A 20,867-nucleotide genomic window follows, 5' to 3' on the forward strand; every position below is an offset into this window, starting at 1 on the left:
GTGGGGTTTGCATGAGCCGAACTTCCGTTGGGAGTGCGGCGAGATCCGTTGTGGCGCAAGGCATGTCCGGCGTGATGGTCGGGGCGCCGTACGGGGCCATCGGATTTGCTGCCCGGACCGCTGTTCACCGATATTAGCTGCGGGCCCAGTGGGATTGGCTGTCGCCCGCAGGGGGTTGCCCGGATTCGATGGCGGCGCCGGGTAGCGAGGTGGGTTTGCCGACGGCCTTGCGACCCTCGAATTACCGACAATTGTTGCCGCCGAACAGCTTTCGATCGCAAGCATCACTATGCGGCACCATCGCCGATGTCGTAGGGTCGCCGAAAATGGAGGACGGCGGTCCTGCCGGTCATCCGATTCCGTGAGATCCCCGCACAAGGAGGCGCCGTGACGGCACGTCACCGGGTCAGGAAGAACAACCGCGCGATCGGGATTCTGGTTGTCCCCGCGGCGGCCGCACTGCTCGTGACGGCGGCGGTCGATCAGCCGGTGGTCCAGCAGATGCCGTATGCGGTTCATCAACCGCACCGAGCGGTCTCGGCCGACGCTGTCGACCTGGCCGCACTGGCCCTGTTCGCGGTGCCGGGTGCCGGGGTCAACTTCCCGCCGGGGGCGCTGGCCGAGCAGGACGGCGGCGTCTGGCAACGCATCCAAGACGTCACCCTGCTCACCGATCGGACTCGTTATCCGGGCGACGTCACCGCGGCGTCACTGGACTCCGGTGCCAGCTGGCTCACCGAACTGCTCCTGGCTCGAGACCCTTCGACCACGGTCAGCGGGATCGACACCGGCTCATTCGGCGGGCGGGTGGCCGCCGAGGCGCTGAACCGCGTGGCGGCCACCGGTTACGACATGTCGAGCGTTTTTGCGGTGTTCTACGGTGATTCGAACACCCCGGGCACCGGACTCTTCGACCGGTACCGCTCGCAGGACTCGACATTCGGATCCGACATCCCCGGCGGTGCCGTGCCCCTGCCCGACGGAACGTACCTGCGGGTCAACCGCGAATACGATCCGATCGCGTATTTTCCGAGGTACCTGTGGAACCCGGTGAGCTGGCTGCAGATCGCGGCCGGATTCCTGTTCGAACACTCGCGGCTGGACAGCTTCGACTTCGACGATCCGCGCAACGTCACCACCGTCGAGGGCAACGTCGTCACCGTCCGGGTGAACAGCCCGGTGATGCCGCTGCTCATGCCGCTCAAACTGCTCGGCGTGCCGACCAGGATCATCCAGGCGCTGCAGGACATCATGCAGCCGATCGTCGAGAGCACCGGCATGTACGAGAGCGGAAAGGTGGGCTTCCTGCCCACCCCGCAGAAGACGATCCAGTACCTCAGCGCGATCGCCGCCGGGTTCGCGCGGGCGGGCCAGCGCCTGGCCGGGATCGATCCTCCGGACCCTGGGCCGAGCACACCGCCCTACACGACGGCGCCCACGACGACCTCGGAAATCATCGACGCCATGGAGGCCCGGGACCGGGAACTCAATGGGAGCCCGACCCCGACCGCACGGCTTGCCGCCGCGCAAACGAGCGCCCCGCAGCCCGCGGCCGGCACCGTCACCGCCGATTCCGTCACGGCGGATCAGCCGCAGCCGCCTTCGACCGACGACAAGCCGGACGACAAGCCCGTCGATCCCACGGCCACCTCGCCTGCGGCCGCGGCGTCGACGACCGCCGATACCGACACCGACACCGACACCAAGCCGCCGGTGCACCCGCGGAAGACGGCGACGGCGCGCAAACCAGCCGGCGATGCGCCCAAGGAGGTGTCCACCACCGCGCCGGTGGCGTCACCCACCGCGTCCGACACGGCAACCCCGGCGGCCGGCGACGGCGATAAGGCCGGTGCTGACACCGGCGACAGCGGCGCCGGCGATCAGTCGGCGAAATGACAACGGCCGGAAGCCATCCCGCAGGACTGGCTTCCGGCCGTCGGTTCGAAGGGGTTCAGTTGCCGGGCTGGACCTCGGCGGCGGCCTGCACCACGGTCGCGGCCGGGGCGGCGGGCACACCCAGCCGGCCGACCACGAAATCGGCTGCCTGATCGGCCATCCCGTTGAACTTGTACGAGCTGTGCGCGGAGCGGTCCAAGCCACCGGGGTAGCAGACCGGGTCGCCGGTGGCGCACAGCTGGATGGTCTTGCCGGCGTACAGATCACCGACGGTGATCGGGGGAGCGCTGCGGTCGGCCAGGCTCAGGAACCAGTTGTCCGGAGTACCGAACAGGGCCACCGCCGCGACGTGAGAGGCCACCGAGGCCGGCATCGGTCCGGACAACCCGGCGGGCAGCGCCACCCCGGCGGGCACCGTGCTGCTGGTGGTGTAGCCGGCGACGGCCGCACCCTGCGAGTAGCCGCCCAGCACGATCTTGGTCGACGGGCACTGGGCCGCGATCGTCTGGATCCGGTTGGCGGCATCGGCGACACCGTCGACCGCGCGCCCGAAGTCCAGCGATGCCGGGTAGTCCACCCCGTACACGTCGACCGTCTTCCCCGGCAGCCGGGCGTTCAGGGCGTCGACGAAGGCCTGGCCCGTGGCGCCCACGCCCGGCCCTTCGAACGTGCCACGAGCGAACACCACCTCGACGGCGGCGCAGGAGTCGTCGGCGGCGCTCGCGGTGGCGGCGGGGCCGGCGAACAGGCCCACCACGATGGCGGCCAAGGCCAGGGTGGTGAATGCCGTGGATTTCGCGATGCGGGCTGGAAGAGATGTGCTCATGAGGTGGTCCCCGTCCTTGGGTCAGCTTCGCCATCGCTTCTGCGTAGAGGTGGCAACTGCCTGCTATAAGTCGGGATCCCTGAGCTGCGATTCCGCAGTTGTCAAGTGATGTATCTCACCTGCGGAAAGTTCGGTGGGCCGGGATGGACCGCGCTCCCTGCGACGTTTGCTACGGACTCTCCAACACCGTCGTCACCGGCGCCTGTTCGGAATGTCCACTGCCGCCCGAACCACTGTGCGACGACCCGCCGGAGGGCGATTCGGCCGATGGCGCCTTGGTCACGGGCGGTGCCTCGACCACCGGCGGCTGCTCGACCGGCGCGACGGGAGTCACGGGTTGCACCGGAGTGACCGGTTGCACCGGGGTCACCGGGGTGACCGGTTCGACGGGCGACGTCGGCGGCGCGATCGTCGTGGTGGGCGGCACCGTGGTGGTGGCCGTGGTGGCCGTGGTGGTGGTCGGGGGCGCCGACGTGGTCGTCGTCGGAGTCGACGTGGTGGTGGTCGGGGTGGTCGTGGTCGGAGTGGTGGTGATGGTGACCGTCGGCGGTGTCCACGGTGTCAGCGGCGGCAACACGATGACCGGCGGAATGGGAATCGGGACCGCCGGCGCACCGGCGGGCGGGGGTGGTGCCGCCGGGGGAACCTGCACCGGGGTGGGCGCCTGCGGTGCCGGTGTCACCGCCGGCGGGCTGACGCTGCGGGAGCGCGCCGGGGCGGCGGGTGCCGCCGGTGCCGGGGTGAGCACGGCGACCGGCAACGCCACCGGATCGGGCTCGTGCGGGACGGGCGGCAGATACCGGCCGGGCACGGTGTCGGACTGCACGGGTGCAGGTTGGGCGCTGACCACCGCCGCCGGACGGATGTTCACGGCGACCGTGACGGCCAAGGTCGCGAAGCTGGCCACCAGGAACCCCACCGCGCTGCCCATCAGGATCAACCGCGGCGGCGGGGCCGGAATCGCCTCGGTGAAATCGGCGCCCGCCTCGTCTTCCTGCTCGGGCACGAACTCGGCGATGGCGGCCTCGGACATCTCGTCGTACCCGGACCACGGTTCGTCGTCGGAGGCCTGCGAATACGCCAGCTGCGGCGCCAGTTCGGTGTTCGCCGCGTTGACGGGTGCGGCCTGCGTGGCGTCCACGACCGGGGCGGCCTGCGTCGCGTCGAGCACCGGCGCGGCGGCGGTGGCGGCGACCACCGGGGCGAGCTGGGTGGCCGCGCCGGCCGGTGCGGCGCCCGAACCGTCGGCGGTGTGCGCGGCGCCGCGGGCAATCGCGTAACCGGCGTCGGCCGGTACCTGCACGGGCATCGTCGAACGGAGTTCGGCGGCAATGGAATCCAGGTCCAGGCGCTGGCCCGTCAGCATCACCCGGATCTCCGGCGGTGCCTGCTGCAGCACCGTCGCGCATGCGACGGCCGCTCCCGCGACGCCGATCGGCACCGACGCCAGGGTCGACGCCAGCGCCGGGTTGTCGCCGACGACCGTCAGCGACACCGTGTCGTCGTCGGCCAACAGCAGCGACGCGTCGACGCCCTGGCTGCGGGCCAGCGACGCGGCCGCCTCGGCCTCGGTGACCACGTCGACATTGGGCACCCCGGCGTCGACCACGGTCTGACGCAGCGTCTGCGCCTCGGCGGCGTCCGGCAGACACAGTCGCGTCGCGGCCAGCCGGTTACCCGAGGCGGCGATCTCGCGATGGGTGCCGATGATGGTCTCGGCGAGCTCGCCCAGTGCGTCATCGTCCAGATCGAATGCGTACTGATCGAGCACCTGGGTGCCGGGGGAATCGATCATCGCCAGCCGCGCCACCCGACCGGTGACCGCGACCCCGAGGACTACGTCCACGGCTTTACTCCTTGCCTCACGCGTGCTCTGCCACCCCCGACGCTTCGACCGTTCCAAGCTACCGCACAGCACGGGGTGCCGAGCAGAAGTCGATACCCTGCCCACCGCCCGCGTGGAAGGATCGGGCGGGTGAGCGATCGCACCGGTTACATTCCCCGCCGCACCAACCGGGTGCGCGACGGTGCCGCCGTCGCCCTGCTGATCCTGGCGCTGCTGCTGCCGTGGAATCTGCGGTTCGGGCTCGGCATCCCCGGCAGTGGCGGATCGTTGTTCGTCATCCTGGTCATCGCGACGGCGTTGGCCGTCGGTGCCGCCGCGGTGCCGCATGTCCGCCCGCTCACCGATATCCGGCGCGCCACCCGGGTCCGGGTGCTGTTGTGCGCCCCCTACCTGCTCGTGGTCGTGGTCTTCGTCGGCTATCACCTGGCGCAGACCGTGCAGCACGGCGGCACCGGGGCGGTGCCACCCGGCGTCGGGCCGGGCATGCTGCTCGGAGTGGCCGGGGCGCTGATGGCGGCGCAGCCGCCGATCACCTCGATCACCATCGAGGACAACGGTTTTCGGCGCTGGTATGCGATCGCGCGGGTCATCGGCTTCGTCTCGATCGGGCTGGCGACGCTGTCGGTGGCCTTCAACCTGTATTGGCGGCTGCGGTACCTGTTCGTCACCGAAGGCGCCTTCGGCGGGCATGACATCGCCGTCGTCGTCTCCACCCTGCTGTACGGCGTCGAGGCGTTGATCGCGCTGGTCATCGCCTCACGCTGGTTGACCGAGCGGACCGCGGCCGCGCGCCTGGCGACCACGGCGTTGGGCGCGGCGGGCGCGGTCGCGGCGACGCTGACGTGGATCAGCGGTATCGGTCGCGATATCGATGCGTTCCACGGCATCGCCCAGAACACCTCGACCGCGGCCATCGGCTATGAGGGTTACCTCGCCTGGGCCGCGGTGGCCGGAATCGTCGCGCCGACAACCTTGTACGCCGTCTTCCTGATCAAACCGCCGACCATCGGCGCCTACCGTGGTGCCGCACAGAAATGCCTGATGCTCATCGCGTTCTGGGCGTTCGCATCCGCCGCCCTGCGCGTGGTCGACTACCTGATCGCGCTGTCCTTGGACCTGCCCCGGGCGCTGTACGACAGCGTCGCGATGACGGCGTTCAACCTGATCACGGCGGTCATCGCACCGTGGCTGCACCGCAACGTGAGCAGTGCGGTGGTGGCCGCCGCGTTCGGTGGCGTGCTGTTCGTCTTCAGCATCGCCAATGTGGCGATCGGGGTGGCGCTGGCGCCGCGGTATGCCACGCCGGCGCCCGACGCCGTCTACGGCAACAACCTGGCCCAGCAGATCACCAGCACCTTCGACGTGACCGTCGCCGTGCTGAGCCTGATCGTGCTGGCTGTCCTGCTGTTCACCGGCCCGTTGGCGGGGCTGGTGATCCGGCGGCGTACCCGACCGGCGCCGGATCCCGTCGTCGAGCCGCAGCAGGCCACCGTGCCGAGGATCGTGCGGCGTCAGGATGACCGGACGACGGTGCTGGAAGCGCCGGCCACCACTGCGCTGGAAGCGCCGGCTACCACCGCGCTGGAGGCGCCGACCCAGGCGCTGCGCATCCAGCGCAAGCCCACCCGCGGGCAGTGAGTCAGCGCGTGCGGTTGCGCCACCAGATCGGCGTGGACAGGGCTGTGGCGAACGCGCACCACGCCGGGTAGAGCGCCAGCGGGGCCGCCTTGGTGCCGTTGACCTCGACGGCGCGCCGGGTCAGGTCGGCGCTGCTGACGGTCAGCGCGGCGGCGCCCAGGGCGGCGGCACCGAGTTTGCGCCGGCCGAAGAAGATCCACGACCAGCCGGCGTTGAGCACCAGGTTGACGACCAGGGCGACGATGTAGGACGTGCGTTTGGCCGTCTCCCCGCGCGCCTGCAGTTCGTCGAGCGTCGCCGAGGACACCAGCGCGATATCGGTGTACAGGATGGGCCAGACGATCGGGAACACTTGGCGCGGAGGCTGATACGGCGGCTTGCGCAGATTCTCGTACCACGACGACTGCGCCGGCCGGCTGGCCAGACCGCCGACCACGGCGGTGGCGGTGACGGCGGCTGCGGATGCGAGTTTGGTTGCGAGGGCCATGACGACCAACATACGGACGCCTCGTCAGATCATGTCGTTACGCGTCAGCCACCGCATCACCGGCCAGCCGACGAACACCGGCAGCCAGCACGTCAGGACGCGGTACAGCAGCACCGACGGCACCCCGATCGCGGCGGGCACCCCGAAGGCGGCCAGGCCACCGATCAGGGCGGCCTCGACGGCGCCGACACCGCCCGGGGTGGGAGCCGCCGACGCGAGTGTGCCGCCGACCATGGTGACCACCGTGACGGTGACGAACGACGTGTCACCACCGAACGCTTCGACGCTCGCCCACAGTGCCAGGGCGGCGCCGAGCGTGGTCCCGGCCGCGCCCAGCACGATGAGGCCCAGCCGCTTGGGTTCCCGGGACAGCTCGATCAGGTCGCCGGTGACCTCCTTGAGTTTCGGCCGCAGCGACGACGCCAGCCAGCGGCGCAGCTTGGGCACCGCCAGGAACATCCCGATCAGTCCGAGGGCCACACCGGCGGCCAGGTAAAGCACCGTCGCGCTCGGCACGAAGTGCGACAGGTTCGCCGACGCGCCGGCGATGGTGGTGAACAGGATCAGTAGCAACACGTGCACGATCACCTGCACGGTCTGCTGCAGCGCCACCGCCGCGGTGGCGCGCAGCGGGGTGAGCCCGGCCTTCTGCAGGAAGCGGGCCGCCAGCGCGAGGCCGCCGACACCGGCCGGGGTGGTGGTGGCCGCGAACGTGTTGGCCACCTGCATGATCGACAGGTTGCGGAAACTCACCAGCCCGTCGGCGCAGGCCCACAGCGCCGCGGCGGCTCCGACGTAGGTCAGCGCCGACACCATCAACCCGAGCATCGCCCACCACCAGTTGGCCGACCCCAGCTCGGAGAAGAAGGTCGGCACCGTGCTGATGAAGGGGTAGGCGACGTAGACCAGCGCCACCAGCAGCACCAGTTGGATCACCTGGACGCGGGTGAAGCGGGTGATGGTCTCGGGCCGGATCTGGCCGGCGCCGGTCTGCTCCTGCACCTCCTCGCGGGCCGCCTTGATCACGTCCGAGGCGTCCGGCACGTGCTCGCGGATCCGTTTGGGCACCGCCGATTTGGTGAGCCGGCGCGAGGCGGTCAGCACGGTGTCCTGCCCGAAGGCGTCGATCGCGGCCGCGACGGCGGTCGACGCGCCGTACAACGCCGTGGTGGTCACCAGCAGGTGCGCGATATCGGACTGCAGCTGCTGTTCGGTGGCGCCGTATTCGGCATAGGCGAAGCCGCCGAAGCGCACCGCGCCGTCGTCGACGGTGATCTCCTTGGCCCGCAGATCGCCGTGCGAGATGCCGTGTTCGTGCAGTGCGCGCAGGGCCGACCAGACCTCGCCGGCGGTCGCGACATCGGCGGTCAGGGCGGCGCCGCGCGCGGGTTTGCGGGCGTACAGCGTCCAGCCGCGGTCCAGTGCGGCCATCGCCACCGTGGAGGTGTTCGCCAAGCCCAGGTCGCCGATGGCGATGGCCATCAGCGCCCGGTGCTCGACGGCGCGCCGCATCGAGGTCTGCAGCGGAGCGGTCTCGTCGTCGCGCAGCCGGAACTTGATCCACAGTTGGCGCAGGGCGCCACCGCTGCGCTGATTCGGCCCGTACAGCTCGGCCACCGCGGTGGCATCGGAGCTGGTGGCCGCCAGCACCAGCGGGCCCGGGCCGGGCGGGTGGATGACGGCGAGCGTCGTCGCCACGAACCCGCGCCGGTCCAGCGCCCGGATCGCGCCGTCCAACGGCACTTCCAGGGCCGGTGTCCCGACCACCCAGACCACCAGGGCGCCGACGAACCAGCCGACCGCCAGCCCGAGCAGCGAGCGGGCCGGCACCACCGCGCTGACCACCAGGTGAATCGGCACGAACGCCAGCAGCAGCGTCCACCACCACCGCCGCAGCCGCCGTGACAGCCACGGCCCGGACACCGTGAGCACCGCCGCCAGCAGCGCGATCCAGCGCGGGTCGTCGAGGAACTGGGACAGCTGGGTGTCCAGCCGGTCGGACAGGTCGAAATGCCACTGCGGGGCGGCGATGCCGTTGCCGGAGATGGACAGGGAGAGTATGGCCAACGCTCCCGCCGCGGCGTACGCGCCCAGCAGTTTCACCTGCCGGGACAGCACCAGGCTGACCAGGATGACGAACGGCAGCGCCAGGATCGCCACGCCGTAGGCGAGGTAGACCAGGTTGGACTGGGTCGGGGTGAGCACGCCGATGATCTCCGACACCGACCGCTCCAGGGCCACCCAGTCATTGCGGGTGATCAGCGAGCTGGTGATGACGGTGGCCAGGAACAGGGCGGCCAGCACCAGCCGCAGGATGTCGTTGGTGCGCCTGGTCAACGGTTGCAGCAGGCTCCCGGTGACACTGATGTCCCGGCCGTCGACACGCACGTGGACAACGTAACCGCTCGTCACGCCGAGCATGGGTACCGGCGCAGCGTGAGATGCAGCGGATCCCGGCTGACACGTGACGACAATTTTGCCACTGTGATGTAGCTTCGATCGACACTGCGACTCAGCCAAGAACGCGACACAGGGCCGGCGCCGAGAGGGAACACGGTGGACGCGACACCTTTCGGGCACTATCAGCTTCAGGAGCTGATCGGCCGCGGCGGGATGGGCGAGGTCTACCAGGCCTACGACACCCGGACCAAACGGGTGGTCGCGCTCAAGGTGTTGCCACCCAACCTGGCGCTGGACGCCACCTTCCAGGCCCGGTTCCGGCAGGAATCGCAGGCCGCGGCGGGGGTGAACGATCCGCACGTGGTGCCGATCCACGGGTTCGGTGAGATCGACGGGCGGCTCTACCTGGACATGCGGCTGATCGAGGGACGCACCCTCGGCGCCATCCTGGCCGATGCCGACACACCGCTGGAGCCGGAGTTCGCGGTGAAGGTGGTCGAGCAGGTGGCCTCGGCGTTGGATGCCGCGCACAAACAGGACCTGATCCACCGCGACGTCAAGCCGTCCAACATCCTCATCACCAAGCAGGACTTCGCGTATCTGATCGACTTCGGTCTGGCCCGGGTGGCCGGTGAGGTCGGGATGACGACGGCGGGCAGCACGCTGGGCACGCTGGCCTATATGGCGCCCGAACGGTTCGACGGTGGCCAGGCCGACCCGCGGGCCGACATCTACGCGCTGACGTGCGTTCTCTACGAGTGCCTCACCGGGACGCGGCCGTATCCGGCCGACAGCCTGGAGCAGCAGATCGCCGGGCACATGGTCGCCCCGCCGCCGAAACCGTCGGCGGTCGATCCCCGGCTGCAGCCCTTCGACGAGGTGATCGCCAAAGGCATGGCGAAGAAGCCGGGTAAGCGCTACCAGACCGGCGCCGAGTTGGCGGCGGCTGCCCGCCGGGCGGTGCACACCCCGGTGCGGGTGACCGGTTCGGGGCGCCATTCGGTGCCGCGCGGTGGCGGCGCCGGTCGCCGGGTGCCGCAGCGCGCGTTGCTGGCTGCCGGGGTGCTGGTGTTGGTGGGCGCCAGCGCCGTGGCCGCGTGGAAATGGTGGGACCCGGGCAAGGCGGTGGTTGCCGACGGGCCGCCCGGGTCGGTCGCCGCGATCGCCGCCACCGTGCCCGCCGACATCCGCGACACCGGCAAACTGGTGATCGGCGTGAATGTCCCGTACGCGCCCAACGAGTTCAAGAACTCGGCCGGTGAGATCGTCGGCTTCGACGTCGACCTGATGAATGCGGTGGCGCGCACCCTCGGTCTGACACCCGAATACCGCGAGACCGAATTCGACCAGATCATCCCGTCGGTTCAGAGCGGCGCCTTCGACGTCGGGATGTCCTCGGTCACCGACACGCGGGAGCGCCAGAAGCTGGTCGACTTCGTGACCTATTTCGAGGCGGGCACGCTGTGGGCCCAGCGCGCCGGTGCGACGGTCCGCCCGGATTCGGCGTGCGGGTTGCGAATCGGTGTGGCGGCCAGCGTGATCCAGGAGACCGTCGAGATTCCGGCCAAGAGTGACGAATGCGTCGCGGCGGGTCTGGCGCCGATCGAGAAGGTGGTCTACAACCGGCAGGACGACGTGACGGCGGCGCTGATCGCCGGCGATATCGTTGCGATGTCCGCGGATTCGCCGGTGACGGGTTTCGCCATCAAGCTCAGTGGCGGGGCCCTGGTTCCCGCCGGTGATGTGTTCGACGCGGCGCCCTACGGCTGGCCGGTGGCCAAGGGCTCGCCCTTGGCGCAGTCGCTGCTGCAGGCGTTGGCACACCTGATTTCCACCGGCGAGTACAAGACCATCGCCACCATGTGGGGTGTGGAGAAGGGCATGGTCGCCGAACCGGTCCTGAACGGGGCTTCGCGGTAGGGGGAGCGTCAGGCCCTGAGCCGCACCATTCGGGTGGTGGAGCTCTCATCCAGTTCGACGGTGTCCGACCGTGATCGCAGAAAATCGCTGAAAGAGCGGAAACCCAAAGACTTTTCGCTGAAAGACGGATCCATCCGCTTCATCTGTGCTTTCACCGCGGAGTTGTGCAGCCAATCGACGTCGTCCCTCTCCAGGCCGATCTGCAGGGCCCGGGTGAGTAACGCGGTCGCGGCAGCTTGTGGATCCGGGGCCGCTGGTTCCTCCGGCTCGGATTTCTTGGTACGGCGGACGGAGCTCTTCGGCTCGGCGGCCGGCGTCGGCTCGAACGCCGGCACCCCGGGCAGCGCGTCGTAGACCACGAACTCGTCGCAGGCGGCGGCCAATGCGCGGCTCGAGGACCCGGCCACGCCGATGCCGACGACGTAGCGGCCCAGCCGTTTGCAGCGCTGGGCCAGCGGGATGTAATCCGAGTCGCCTGCGACGATCACCACGTGGGTCAGGTCGGGCAGCCGGAACATGTCCTCGACGGCGTCGACGGCCAGCCGGATGTCGGCACCGTTCTTGCCGTAGGCGGCCGCGGGGAACAGCTGGACCAGGTCGACCGCCCGCCCGACCAGCTGCTGGCGGTACCCGGCGTTGACGTCGGCCGACCAGTCGGCATAGGCGCGGGTGAGCACCAGGGTGCCGAACGACGAGGCGAAGTCCAGTACGGCCCCGACGTCGACGGTGGCTCGGGCCAGCGGATCCGGTTGCAGGCCTTTGGCCTTGTCGCGCTGAAATGAATTGCGCCCGTTGACCTGGTCGTATCTGGAGATGACGATGTTGTCGAAGTCGAGGTAGACCGCGACGCGGGTAGCGGTGGCGTCTGTCATGGGTCCAGTGTTGCCCATGGGCCCGTCCGCACCGGCGCCGAGCCCGGCTCGCGCCCCGGGCGGCGAATCATCGATCGCCGGCGCGACATCTTTGCCAGTTAGTCGGCCGACCGGCAAGGTTGCACTGGCCGACAGGCAAGCTAGTGTGCCCGACTGACCTGGGCAAACGCGCGTAAGCGCAGCTCCATCAAACTGTGTCCGCAAGTTGGTGTGATTCAGCACACCGAGTGCGCTACATTGTGACGACAGTCATAGAAAAGGGTGGACATGGGCGGAGTTTTGTTAGCAGGCCTGCTGGTCGTTCTCGGCCTCGGTTCGATCGCCGCTGTCGTCGCAGCCGCCGTTCTCGGCTACGGCACGCTGGCGCTGGCAATCGGCATTCTGTCCAGCGCCGCCTTCGCGGCGCGGACCGTCTGAGCAGTACCGAGACGCTACCGGCGCAGCCGTAGTCCCAGCCCCGTCGCGCGCACGGCGCGGCGGGCGATGGCCGCACGGACCTCGGCGGCCGACCCGACCACTCGCACGGTCGTCTTCGCCCGTGTCACCGCGGTGTAGAACAGCTCCCGCGTCAACAGCCTCGAGTCCTCCGACGGCAACAGCACGGTCACCTCGTCGGCCTGGCTGCCCTGGGATTTGTGGATCGTCATCGCGTGCATGGTCTCCACGTCGGTCAGCCTGCTCGTCGAGAACGACGCGTCACCGAACACCACCCGCAGACCGTCCGGTGACGCGACCGTGATCCCGGTGTCCCCGTTGTACAGCTTCAGTCCGTAGTCGTTGGCGGTCACCAACACCGGCCGGCCGGCATACCAGTTGGACCACATCGGTTCGCCGGTGGCCTCGGTGAGCCAGCGCTGCACGTGCCGGTTCCACTGCGCCACGCCGAAGGGCCCGTGCCGGTGCGCACACAGCAGCCGGTGCTCGTCCAGGGTCGATGTCGCGACGCGGTGATCGCCCAGAATCGCGGCTTCCCGGAGCCGCAGGGCGTGCGGCAACATCACCTCGCGTAGCGACTCGGCGGTCTGTGCCCAGACGATGTGTGGGCCGCCGGCGGCGAGCACGTCCAGCGCGCGGTCGGCGTCACCGTCTCGGATCGCGGCGGCCAGCGCACCGATCGACTCGCCGAATCGATGTGACGTCCGTAGTGCGGCAACGTGTTCGGAGCCCAACCCGGTGACCAGATCGGCCAGCACTGCGCCGGCCTCCACCGAGGCCAGCTGATCGGGATCACCGACCAGCAGAAGCCGGGTGTGCGGGCGGACCGCCTCCAGCAGTCGGGCCATCATGGTCAGCGACACCATCGACGCCTCGTCGACGACGATGACGTCGTGCGGCAGCCGGTTTCCGCGGTGATGACGGAACCGCGACGACGTGTCCGGCCGCGGACCGAGCAGCCGGTGCAAGGTGGTGGCCGACAGTCCGCCCAGCCGGGTGCGGTCGACCTCGTCGAGGCGGCCGACCTCGGCCCGCACGGCCTCCTGCAGCCGGGCGGCGGCCTTGCCGGTGGGGGCGGCCAGGGCGATGCGCGGTGTCGGCCGTCCGGCCAGCGCCGCCTGCTCGGCGAACAGTGCCAGCAGTCGCGCCACGGTGGTCGTCTTGCCGGTGCCGGGCCCTCCGGTCAGCACCGTGAGGCCTTGTGTCAGCGCACGATCCGCCGCCGCGCGTTGTTCGTCGAACCCGTCCGGGAACAACCTCGCCACCTCGGGCACCGGCCCGGCCGGCCGCGCGGCCAGCAAGGCCAGGGCGTCGTCGCAGACCTGCTGTTCCTCGCGCCAGTACCGGTCCAGGTAGAGCAAGTCACCGAGCAGGTGCAGCACCGGCGGGGTGCCGGTCAGCGGGCTGGCCCGCACCGCGTCCAGCCACGCGTCGGCGTCGGCACCGGCCTCGCCCGCCGCGGCCCGCAGATCCACACACACCGATCCGCCGCGCAGGGCCCGCACGGCCGACGCCACCGCCAGCCGCACGGATTCGTCGGTCTCCCCGGCCAGCGCCGTCAGCCGTTGGGCGACATGGATGTCGGCGGGCTCGAAGTCGGTGATCATGCCCCCTCCAACGATGCGGACAGCGCGGTCACCAGGGCGGCGGGGGGACGCCAGCTGAACACCCCCGCCGGGTGGCCGTCGCGCACCGGCGTTGTCGGACCGCACATTCCGCGCACGAACAGGTAGATCACCCCACCGAGATGGGTTTCGGGCCGGTAGTCGGGCAGCCGCCAGGACAGGTAACGATGCAGCACCACGCTGTACAGCAGCGCCTGCAGCGGGTAGTCCGAATGCAGCATCGCCTCGACCATGCGGTCCCTGCCGTAGTCCGCGACGGTCAGCGGCGCATCCCCGGTGCCAAGCCAGTTCGTCTTGTAATCGACCACCAGGAAGCGGCCGTCGACCCGCAGCACCACGTCGATCGAGCCGGACAGGTAGCCGCGCAGCGACTGCCTGCTCAACGCGCCGGTCGACAACCGCTCGGCATAACAGGCCAGGGGATCGTCGGCGGGCAGGTGCCGCTCGAGCAGGGCGCCGATATCGGCCAGCGTCCGGTGTTCACCGGCCAGCGGGAATTCGAAGTCCAACTCGCACAGCCGGTCCGGCAACCCGATCCGGCGCAACGTGGCGCCCGGCGCGAGCGGACCCAGTGGGGTGTCGTGCATCGGCACCAGCGCGGCGGCCACCTCGGCCGGTGCCACCGCGACCGGCCACCGCGCGGCGTGGGCGGCCACCTGGGTGTGGAGTTCGGCGACCAGGTCCGGCGCGAACGGATCCGCGGTCTCCAGCACGGCGTGCACCAATGAGCCGAAGGTGGCGCCGGTGGGCAGATCTGCCATCGGCGAGGGCACGTCGGCGCCCGACGCCGGGGCCGACAGCGCGATATCGGCGACCTCGTCGTCCAATTCCACGAGCTCGGACTCGCTCGAGACGCCCGCGGGCTCGGCCTCCTGGGCCGCGCGCAACAACCCGGAATAGGACGTGCGGCGCCAGCTGGTGTCGATCGCCCGGTCGAAGAGCCGCACCGACAGGTCGGTGGCGGGCACCGGAGCCGCCGGCGCGGTGAACGGCGCGATCACCGACTCTTCCAGGACCGGCCCGCCCGTCTCCTCCCACGCCCGCAACCTGGCCAGCGCGTCGGCGTCGGAGATCTTGCTCGGCGCGCACACCTCGGGAACTTCCGCGGTGCCCGGTGACCGGCCGCGCAGCAGGCGCGACAACCCGCCATTGGGTTCGTAGTACGACGGCGCCCACCATGCCACCACCTGTGATTGGGCCCGGGTGAGTGCCACATACGTCAACCGGCTGTCGTTGGCCGCCGCCTCGGCCTTTCCCGCCCGGATCACCGCGGGCGCGGCGCCACCCAGATAGAGGCAACGGACCGAATCCTCGTGGTAGAGAACGGGATCCGGATCGGGGGTGTACCGGTTGAAGGCGAACGGCAGATACACGATCGGGTACTGCAGGCCTTTGGACACCCACACCGTCATGATCTGAACGGCGGCGGCGTCGCTGTCCAGGCGCCGGTTGCGCTCGGTCGCCCCGGCACTGTCCGAACTCTGGCTGCGCAGCCAGTCCCGCAGTGCCGGTAGCCCGAAACCCGCACCGTGCGCGGTGTCCTGCAGCAGCTGCGTCATGTGCGACAGGTCGGTCATCAACCGCTCGCCGCCTTGGCGGGACAACACCCGGCGGCCCATCCCGGCCAGTTGCGCGGCCTCGAACACCGCGGCCACGCCACGCTCGCGGGCATGGCCCGCCCACGTCCGCAGCGTGGCCGCGATCCGATCGGTCAGTTGGTCCCCGCCCGGCGCGAGGGTTTCCGCGGTCTCGCCGAAGAACGCGGTGGCGGCGGCGGCGCGCACCAGTCCGGTGCGGTGCGGCTGGTCGAAAGCCTCGAGCAGGCACAGCCAATCGGCCGCTGCCTCCGAACCGAGCACATTGGTATCGCCGGTGTAGACGGCCGGGATGCCGGCGGCGGCCAGGGCGTCGAAACACGCCCGCGCATCGCGGTGGGTCTCGACGATCACCGCGATGTGCCGGGCTTGCACCGGATCGCCGTCGAAGGTCGCGCCACTGGTCAGCAGCGCACCGATATCGGCGGCCAGATCCTTGCCGATGTGCGCGCGTAGCCGGTCGATCGGCAGCGTGCGCGTCCCGCTGTTGCCGCGGGTGACGACGCGCAGCCGGAACGGATCGTTGTGCGGCGCGCCGGCCAACCGGTGCCCTTCGTGGTGGGCCTGCACCGGGTGCACGACGATGCCTGGTCCGCCCAATTGCGCCCCGCCGAGCACCACCTGCAGCCGCTGCACCAGTGCGGCGTCACTGCGCCAGTTGGTGCCCAGGGTCTGCTTGTCGCCCGCCGCCTGTGCCGCGCGCAGGTAGGTGTCGATATCGCCGCCGCGGAAGGCGTAGATGGCCTGCTTGGGATCGCCGATCAGCACCAACCTCGACCGCCCGGTGAAGGCCCGCTCGATCACCCGCCACTGCACCGGGTCGGTGTCCTGGAATTCGTCGACCATGACGATCGGCCAGCGCTGCGGCATCCGGACCCGGGCCGCCGATCCCGGGCTGTCCAGTGCGGTCGCCAGCCGGGTCAACAGATCGTCGTAGCCGAGAATGCCCCTGCGCCGCTTGCGGATCTCCAATTCGGCCAGCACATCTCGTGCGAACGCCAGGCACACCGCCGCGTACGAGTCCGGTTCCGGGTCGACCGGCCGCAACTCGGTGGCGGGATTGTTCGCCACCTCCCGCGCCAGTTTGAGCGCGGCGCGGTAACCCAAGACCGGGTCGTCGCGTTGCATGCCGAAATGCGCCAGGTACACATCGTCGACGATCTCGGTCACCAGCTCGTCGAGGTTCTCCACCAGTGTCACGGCGCTGTCGCTGTCACCGGCCACCCCAAGCGATTTCAGCACGACGTGACAGAACTGGTGCGTGGTGGCGATGGTCGCGGCGTCGAACCCGGCCAGCGCGTCGTGCAGGCGCAATCGCCGCTCCGGCCGGTCGGCGGCGACGAGGTGGCGCTCCAGGTCGTTGCACGCCCGCGCCGGATCGTCGATGGCGACCAGCGCGCTGACGATCTGGGCGCGCACCCGTTCGCGTAGTTCCTGGCTGGCCGATCTGCTGAAGGTGATCAGCAGCATCTCGTCGAGCGTGGCCACTCCTTCGGCGACCATCCGGGTCACCAGACCGGCGAGGGCGAACGTCTTGCCGGTTCCCGCGCTGGCCTCCAACACCGTCGTCGACAATGGCGCGGGCAGCGGGCCGAGCAAATCGAAAGTCTTCACCGCGAACCGCTTTCCGCGCGCAACAGCGGCAACCACAGGCGCTGGGCGTACTCGTCGAGTCCGCTCAGGTCGGCGAGCCGGGCGCCGCGTCCCCACACCCGTTCGACGGCCTTGTCCTCGCATTCGTTCTTCCAGCGGTAGCCGGCGGCCTGCTCGGGATCGTCGCCGGCCTCGCGGGCCATCGCCCACGCATATGACGTCTTGACCGGCAGCGGCAGTGGGGTCCGGCGGCCCTCGTCGTACAGCGCGACCAGGTCGCGTAGCACCGGCAACGGGGCGTCCGGTGCCTGCAGCATCTGCACCCGCGGTGTGGTGCCCCGCCTGGGCCGGCCGACGCAGGTGGCCGACCAGGATCGATTCGGCTCCGCCGCGGCCAAGGCGAGCAACGGAATCCAGGAGGTGAGCAGATGTTTGCCGTCCAGTTTGGAGTAGGTCACCGCCGTCAACCGGTTCCCGAACACCGGGGTCACGGTGCCGGTCAACCGCCGGCCCGGCCCCAGTTCGACATCCACGTCGAAGACCGCGGCTTCGGTGGTGCGGTGCCGAAGCGCCTCGGCGGCCAGCTCGGCCGCCTGATCCCGGATCTCGATGGCGCGCCGCCAGCCGAGCCGGCCCGGCGGTAGCGTGCCGCGTCGCCATTCGGCTTGTTGGGCGTCCTGCGGTGTCAAACCGGCCATGATGTCCGCCAACATCCGGTCGCCCACCGTCCACTCCTCGAGCGCGTCGATGGCCACCGGCATCTCGTCGGACACCCCGTCGACGTCCCACGGCAACGTGTAGTCCAGCGCGCGGAAGAAACCCTTGATCGGGTCGTTGAAGAACCGGATCAGTTCGGGCAGTTCGACATCGGCGACCGGCGGCGCGGGCAGCGGGCCGGAGACGAACACCGGCCGCGGTTCGCGATGCCCGGACATCGCCTTCGCCGCGGTCAGCGCCGTCGGGTCGAAGGTGAAGGGCCGGCCGTTCTCGTCCGGCTCGACGTTGCGGATGTCGAAGGGCTGCAACGGGTGTCGGGTCAGCACCGATACCTCGCCGGAGCAGGTGAGGTCCAAGGTGTCCAGCAGTTCGGCGACCGGCACCGCGGGCGGGCGAATCTGGCCGGTGTATTCGTTGGCGCCGGTGTAGGTGATCACCAGCGTCTCGGTGGCGGCGCCGATCGCATCCAGCAGCAGCTGCCGATCCTCCGAGCGGATGTCGCGCTCGCCGGTCATCGGGTCGCGCGCCAGGATGTCGTCGCCGTCGACCGCGCCCAACCGGGGGAACGTCCCGTCGTCGAGCCCCACCAGGCACACCACCCGGTGCGGAACCGACCGCATCGGGACCATGGTGCACACCGTCAGCGTGCCGGTGCGGAAGTTGGAGCGGGTGGGCCGTCCCGCCAACCGCCGGTCCAGCAGCGCGCGAATATCGCTGAGCCGCAACGGCGTGGCGCCATCTGCGGTGTCGAGAATGTCGGTGAACTCCTGTTGCGCTTGAGCCCGTGGCCAGTCCTCGTCGTCGCGGGCCAGCGCATCGATGCCGTCGAGCAGCGCGTGTAACCAGTCGGCCAGGGGCCGGGTGCCGCCGAGTGCGACGACGGTCCGGTGCAGTTGTTCGACGAATTCGGCGAACCGGCCGGCCAATTCGACGCGGTTGCTGCTGACGTCGTCCAGCGGCAAGGTGGTGTCCAGCCAGGTTCGTGAATCATCGGACAGCGCGACGCCCGCGAGCACCCGATCCAGTCCGAAACGCCAGGTGTTGTGCAGGAATTCGACACCGTAGGGGGCGCGGTGCTGCTGGTCGAAACCCCAGCGGATATTGGCCTCGCGGACCCATGCGGTCACCGCGTCCAGGTCGTCATCGGTGAACCCGAACCGCGCACGCACCGGTGCGGTCGCGGCCAGGTTGAGCACCTCACTGGCGGAGGCGCGCCCACCGGCGAGGCTCAGCAGTTGCGCGGCGACTGCGAGCAGCGGATTGGTCTGCACCAGCGCCCGGTCGGCCAGCCGGACCCGTAACCGGTGGGCGGGGTGGGCGCCGTGCACCACTTCGCCCAGCCCGAAACCCGCCGAGATCAGCGACGCGAAGGTCTCGATATCCGGGCACATCACCAGGATGTCGCGTGGTTCCAGGGTGGGGTCGTCGGCGAGCAGGCCCAGCAGGACCTCGCGGAGCACGTCGACCTGGCGGGCCGGGCCGTGGCAGGCGTGCACCTGCACGGACCGGTCGGTGAGCCGGAATGTCCGACCATCGGGGCGCAGCCGGTCGGCGGCGATATCGGACTGCAGCCAGCCCAGCAACGTGTCCGGATGCGTTGGGGCGGGCAGGTATTCGTCCGATGCCGGGATGGGGAGTGCACGCTGTAGCTCCCGCAGGTCCCGGCCGAGGGTGGCCAGCAGGGGATGTCCGACGCCGCGATGACTGGTGTCCTCGCGGCGGGGGATGCGGCCCTCGTGGTCGGTGAGCGAGCGCCACATGCGATCGCTGGGGTGGGGGAGCCACAGGTGCAGGTCGTGATGGGTGGACAGGGCGCCGAGCAGTTCGATCTCGGTGGCGGGCAGTCGGGTGTGCCCGAACAGCGACAGCCGTTGCGGCAGCTGATCCGATGGTCCTTCCCGTAGTCGCGCAAGGGTTTTCGTGTGCCGGACGTGTGGTGGGTCGGTGTCCATCCGGGCCAGCAGGGCCTGCCACAGCGGGGGCTGCCAGGCCAGGTCGGCATCCACGCCCGCCCAGTCGACGAGCAGTTCGGGCCGCTGGCGTGCGTAGGACGCGAACAGCCCGGCCAGCCTGCGCGCCACCGCGTAGCGGCGGCCCTGCCGCAGTTCGCGCTCCTCACCGGTCTCGAAGTGGCCGAGGTGGGCGGCCAGGGTGGCGCACCACGGCTGGTCCAGGTTCTCGTCGATGGTGGCCAGCAGTGGCCACACCAGCGCGTCGGGCGACCATGGATCGCGCTGCGAGGTGCCGACGAGCTCGCCGATCAACGAGCGAGGACTGCGGAACCGCACACCGGCGCACACACCCAGACGGTCCGACAACCGTTGGCTGAGCCAGCGTTCCACGCCCTTGGCGGGCACCAGGACCAGTTCCTGGGCGAACGGGTCGGGCAGTGGCCGGGACAGCAGCGCACCCAAGCCGTCGGCGAGCAGATCCGTGCGCTCGGCGCGGTGCAGGTGCAGGGCCATCGCGAGTCACGATAGTCACTCCCGGGCGGGGACCGGAGCACGTATCTGATTGCCCGCCTCCGAGCGACTTTTCAGCGACAGCTGCTCCCCGCGTCACCGCCTGCCCCGGCGCGCCAGACCTATGTGCTGATTGCCCGCCTCCGAGCGACTTTTCAGCGACAGGGCGAACTTGTCGGAGGCGCGTATGAACATGGCGGCATGTCCACGTATCTACGGGTCAGAGGTGTCGAGTTGCGATACGTGCTGACCTGGCTGCTCGCCCATGAGGGGCCGGCGACGGTGGCCGAGCTGATCGACCGGCTGGTGCGCTACGGGTTCGACGTCGGGGGCCGGCCGTCGAAGACGGTGTCCGACGCGCTGCGCTGGGAGATGGGCCACGGCAGGGTGTGGCCCCGGGGCCGCGGCCGCTACCGTTTCGGGGAGATGCCGAGAGCCACCGAGTACCGGATCGAGAAGCGCGTGCGCGGTCTGCTCGTCCGCGCGGACGCGCTCGCCCGTGAGGCGCCGCCCTGACGCCCGGGCTTGTCGCTGAAAAGTCGCTCGGAGGCGGGC

Annotated in this window: 13 protein-coding genes; 5 read left to right on the forward strand and 8 right to left on the reverse strand. The window is 70.1% G+C overall.

From position 1 onward, the window contains the following. Positions 1 to 387 precede the first annotated feature (387 nt). Positions 388 to 1,896 (forward strand): PE-PPE domain-containing protein, encoded by a 1,509-nt coding sequence (locus BN977_RS21925; RefSeq protein WP_036401497.1) that lies wholly within the window; start codon positions 388 to 390, stop codon positions 1,894 to 1,896. 55 nt (positions 1,897 to 1,951) lie between these two features. On the opposite strand, the gene BN977_RS21930 is transcribed toward BN977_RS21925, so the two are convergent. Together BN977_RS21930 and BN977_RS21935 are read right to left on the reverse strand one after the other, a co-directional pair. Next, on the reverse strand, positions 1,952 to 2,722 hold the full coding sequence (locus tag BN977_RS21930) for a cutinase family protein (RefSeq protein ID WP_024454104.1): 771 nt from the start codon (positions 2,720 to 2,722) through the stop codon (positions 1,952 to 1,954). 169 nt (positions 2,723 to 2,891) lie between these two features. After that, complete coding sequence (locus tag BN977_RS21935; protein WP_036401499.1) at positions 2,892 to 4,568, reverse strand: DUF7159 family protein; 1,677 nt, start codon at positions 4,566 to 4,568, stop codon at positions 2,892 to 2,894. Positions 4,569 to 4,697: 129 nt separating this feature from the next. Between BN977_RS21935 and BN977_RS21940 the strand changes: the two genes are divergently transcribed. Next, positions 4,698 to 6,206: a DUF7937 domain-containing protein gene (locus tag BN977_RS21940; protein WP_234709655.1), complete on the forward strand. Its 1,509-nt coding sequence runs from the start codon at positions 4,698 to 4,700 to the stop codon at positions 6,204 to 6,206. A 1-nt stretch (position 6,207) separates the two neighbouring features. Here BN977_RS21940 and BN977_RS21945 read toward each other — a convergent pair whose 3' ends face one another. Both BN977_RS21945 and BN977_RS21950 read right to left on the reverse strand, forming a co-directional pair. Continuing rightward, the gene (locus tag BN977_RS21945) at positions 6,208 to 6,693 is read right to left on the reverse strand and encodes a TspO/MBR family protein (protein ID WP_036404158.1); all 486 of its coding nucleotides are present in this window, start codon (positions 6,691 to 6,693) and stop codon (positions 6,208 to 6,210) included. Between the two features lie 24 nt (positions 6,694 to 6,717). Beyond that, the gene (locus tag BN977_RS21950; protein ID WP_036404160.1) at positions 6,718 to 9,081 is read right to left on the reverse strand and encodes a lysylphosphatidylglycerol synthase transmembrane domain-containing protein; all 2,364 of its coding nucleotides are present in this window, start codon (positions 9,079 to 9,081) and stop codon (positions 6,718 to 6,720) included. Between the two features lie 168 nt (positions 9,082 to 9,249). Here BN977_RS21950 and stpK7 point away from each other — a divergent pair, with 168 nt between their 5' ends. Continuing rightward, positions 9,250 to 11,013 carry a serine/threonine protein kinase StpK7 gene (gene stpK7 / locus BN977_RS21955; protein ID WP_036401501.1) on the forward strand — a complete coding sequence of 588 codons (1,764 nt, stop codon included), beginning with the start codon at positions 9,250 to 9,252 and terminating at the stop codon, positions 11,011 to 11,013. A gap of 8 nt (positions 11,014 to 11,021) precedes the next feature. Here stpK7 and BN977_RS21960 read toward each other — a convergent pair whose 3' ends face one another. Continuing rightward, positions 11,022 to 11,885, reverse strand: a complete 864-nt coding sequence (locus BN977_RS21960; protein ID WP_036401502.1) for an NYN domain-containing protein — start codon at positions 11,883 to 11,885, stop codon at positions 11,022 to 11,024. Positions 11,886 to 12,152: 267 nt separating this feature from the next. Here BN977_RS21960 and BN977_RS32950 point away from each other — a divergent pair, with 267 nt between their 5' ends. Continuing rightward, positions 12,153 to 12,302: a hypothetical protein gene (locus BN977_RS32950; RefSeq protein ID WP_165576364.1), complete on the forward strand. Its 150-nt coding sequence runs from the start codon at positions 12,153 to 12,155 to the stop codon at positions 12,300 to 12,302. 14 nt (positions 12,303 to 12,316) lie between these two features. Here the strand turns inward: BN977_RS32950 and recD are convergent, their stop codons facing one another. The 3 genes from recD to recC are packed head-to-tail and all read right to left on the reverse strand — an operon-like array spanning position 12,317 to position 20,315. Then, on the reverse strand, positions 12,317 to 13,927 hold the full coding sequence (gene recD / locus BN977_RS21965) for an exodeoxyribonuclease V subunit alpha (protein WP_036401504.1): 1,611 nt from the start codon (positions 13,925 to 13,927) through the stop codon (positions 12,317 to 12,319). After that, positions 13,924 to 17,154: an exodeoxyribonuclease V subunit beta gene (gene recB, locus BN977_RS21970; protein ID WP_036404162.1), complete on the reverse strand. Its 3,231-nt coding sequence runs from the start codon at positions 17,152 to 17,154 to the stop codon at positions 13,924 to 13,926. Before recB ends, recD begins: the two co-directional genes overlap by 4 nt. Continuing rightward, positions 17,151 to 20,315, reverse strand: coding sequence for an exodeoxyribonuclease V subunit gamma (gene recC, locus BN977_RS21975; protein WP_036401507.1), 3,165 nt, complete (start codon positions 20,313 to 20,315; stop codon positions 17,151 to 17,153). Before recC ends, recB begins: the two co-directional genes overlap by 4 nt. A gap of 198 nt (positions 20,316 to 20,513) precedes the next feature. Here recC and BN977_RS21980 point away from each other — a divergent pair, with 198 nt between their 5' ends. Beyond that, complete coding sequence (locus BN977_RS21980) at positions 20,514 to 20,828, forward strand: hypothetical protein (protein ID WP_036401509.1); 315 nt, start codon at positions 20,514 to 20,516, stop codon at positions 20,826 to 20,828. The last annotated feature ends 39 nt before the right edge of the window (positions 20,829 to 20,867 follow it).

Source organism: Mycolicibacterium cosmeticum (assembly GCF_000613185.1).
In the GTDB taxonomy this organism is placed as follows: Bacteria; Actinomycetota; Actinomycetes; order Mycobacteriales; family Mycobacteriaceae; genus Mycobacterium; species Mycobacterium cosmeticum.